Consider the following 2482-nt stretch of genomic DNA (forward strand, 5'->3'; position numbering starts at 1 on the left):
ATGGCGGCGCCCGTGAAGGCCTGCCTGATCACCAAGACCGAATCAAACCCCTACTTCGTGAAGATGAAGCAGGGCGCCGAGGCCGAGGCGAAGAAGCTTGGCGTGGAGCTGAAGACCTATACCGGCAAGTATGACGGCGACAACGAGAGCCAGGTGAACGCGATCGAGGCCTGCATGGCCGATGGCGCCAAGGGCATCCTGATCACCGCGTCGTCCACGAAGGCGATCGTGCCTTCGGTCGAGAAGGCGCGCAAGGCGGGGCTGCTGGTGATCGCGCTCGACACCGCGCTGAACCCGGCGACGGCCGCCGACATGACCTTCGCCACCGACAACTTCCAGGCGGGCGAGCTGGACGGCGAATGGGCGAAGGCGAAGCTCGGCGCCAAGGCGAAGGACGCCAAGATCGCGTTCCTCGACCTCGCCGTGTCGCAGCCCACGGTGGGCGTGCAGCGCGACCAGGGCTTCATGAAGGGCTTCGGCATCGACATCAAGAACCCCAACAAGTGGGGCGACGAGACCGATCCGCGCATCGTCGGCCATGACGTGACGGCGGGCTCGATCGAGGGCGGCCAGAAGGCGATGGAAACGCTGCTGGCGAAGAACCCGAACATCAACCTGGTCTACGCGATCAACGAGCCGGCCGCGGCGGGCGCCTACCAGGCGCTGAAGTCGCTCGGCAAGACCAAGGGCGTGACCATCGTCGCCATCGACGGCTCCTGCCAGGGCGTGAAGAACGTCGGCAAGGGCATCATCGGGGCGACCGCGCAGCAATACCCGCTGAAGATGGCCTCGATGGGCATCGAGGCGATCGCGAAGTTCGCCAAGACCGGCGAGAAGCCGCAGGCCTCCAAGGGGCTCGACTTCTTCAACACCGGGACGAACCTGATCACCGCCGACCCGCAGAAGGGCGTGCCGTCGATCTCCGTGAAGAAGGGCCTCGCCCTCTGCTGGGGGTGATGTGACGCCCCGCCCGGCATGACGCCGGGACGGGGGTGAGAACCGGGCCAGGGGCGGCGGCGCCGCCCCTGGCGCATGGGGCCAGGGCGGCTTCCGAAGGGGGGAGACATGTCTACGCAGGCGAGCGGTCCGCAGGATTACGAGCGGGCAATTCATTCCGGTAGCGGCGCCGATGCGGTGGCCGAGTTCGAATATCGAAAATCCGCGGTGCAGCGGTTCCAGCACGCGCTGCACGTGACGCCGTCGCTGGTGCCGCTGATCGTGCTGCTGGTCTCGATCATGGCCTTCGGCGTGCTGGTGGGAAGCAACTTCTTCTCGGCCTTCGCGCTGACGCTGATCCTCAAGCAGGTGGCGGTGACCGGGATCGTGGGGGCGGCGGAATCGCTGGTGATCCTGACCGCGGGGATCGAGCTGTCGGTCGGCGCGATCATGGTGATCAGCACCGTGATCATGGGCAAGTTCATCTTCGACTACGGCATGTCGCCGCCGCTGGCGATCGCGCTGGCCTTCGTCATCGCCGGGCTGATCGGCTTCTTCAACGGGGCGCTGGTCGCCCGGGCCAAGCTGCCGCCCTTCATCGTGACGCTGGGCATGTGGCAGATCGTGCTGGCGGCGAACTACCTCTATTCCGGCAACGAGACGATCGGGTCGGACCAGATCACGGCGACGGCGCCGCTCCTGAACCTCTTCGGGCTGCAGGTTCAGATCGGCGGGGCGGTGTTCACGCTGGGCGCGATCACCATGGTCGCGCTGGTGCTGATCCTGGCCTATGTGCTGCGCCACACCGCCTGGGGCCGGCATGTCTACGCGGTGGGCGACGACCCCGACGCGGCGGAGCTGTCCGGCGTGAAGGTGAAGCAGGTGCTGATCTCGGTCTATGTCGTGGCCGGTCTGATCTGCGCGCTGGGCGGCTGGGTTCTGATCGGGCGGGTGGGGGCGATCTCTCCCAACTCCGGCCAGTTCGAGAACATCAACGCGATCACCGCGACGGTGATCGGGGGCATCTCGCTCTTCGGCGGGCGGGGCTCGATCCTCGGCATGATGTTCGGGGCGCTGATCGTCGGCGTCTTCACGCTGGGGCTGAACATGTATGGGACGGACCCGCAATGGACCTATCTGTTGATCGGCTCGCTGATCATCCTGGCCGTGGCGGTGGACCAATGGATCCGAAAGGTGGCTGCGTGATGGACCCGATTCTGAAAGGCACCAATCTGGTCAAGCGCTACGGCCGGGTGACGGCGCTCGACCACTGCGACTTCGAGCTTTACCCCGGCGAGATCCTTGCCGTGATCGGCGACAACGGGGCGGGCAAGTCGACGCTGATCAAGGCGATCTCCGGCGCGGTGGTGCCGGACGAGGGGGAGGTGTACCTGGACGGCAGGCGGGTGCATTTCTCCTCGCCGATCGAGGCGCGGCGGCAGGGGATCGAGACGGTCTACCAGACGCTGGCCATGTCGCCGGCGCTGTCGATCACCGACAACATGTTCATGGGACGCGAGATCCTGAAGCCCGGGATCATGGGCAA

General features: G+C 66.1%; 3 protein-coding genes. All 3 read left to right on the plus strand.

Annotated features, from left to right (window positions below; genetic code table 11):
• Positions 1 to 957, plus strand: a complete 957-nt coding sequence (locus EIP85_RS22525; RefSeq protein ID WP_164871872.1) for a sugar ABC transporter substrate-binding protein — start codon at positions 1 to 3, stop codon at positions 955 to 957.
• Positions 958 to 1065: 108 nt separating this feature from the next.
• Positions 1066 to 2142, plus strand: a complete 1077-nt coding sequence (locus tag EIP85_RS22530) for an ABC transporter permease (RefSeq protein WP_127904441.1) — start codon at positions 1066 to 1068, stop codon at positions 2140 to 2142.
• Positions 2142 to 2482, plus strand: a 341-nt coding sequence (locus tag EIP85_RS22535) for an ATP-binding cassette domain-containing protein (RefSeq protein WP_206615637.1), incomplete at its 3' end; no start/stop codon positions are given. The genes EIP85_RS22530 and EIP85_RS22535, both read left to right, overlap by 1 nt.

This window comes from Solirhodobacter olei (assembly GCF_004010155.1).
Lineage (GTDB): Bacteria > Pseudomonadota > Alphaproteobacteria > Rhodobacterales > Rhodobacteraceae > Solirhodobacter > Solirhodobacter olei.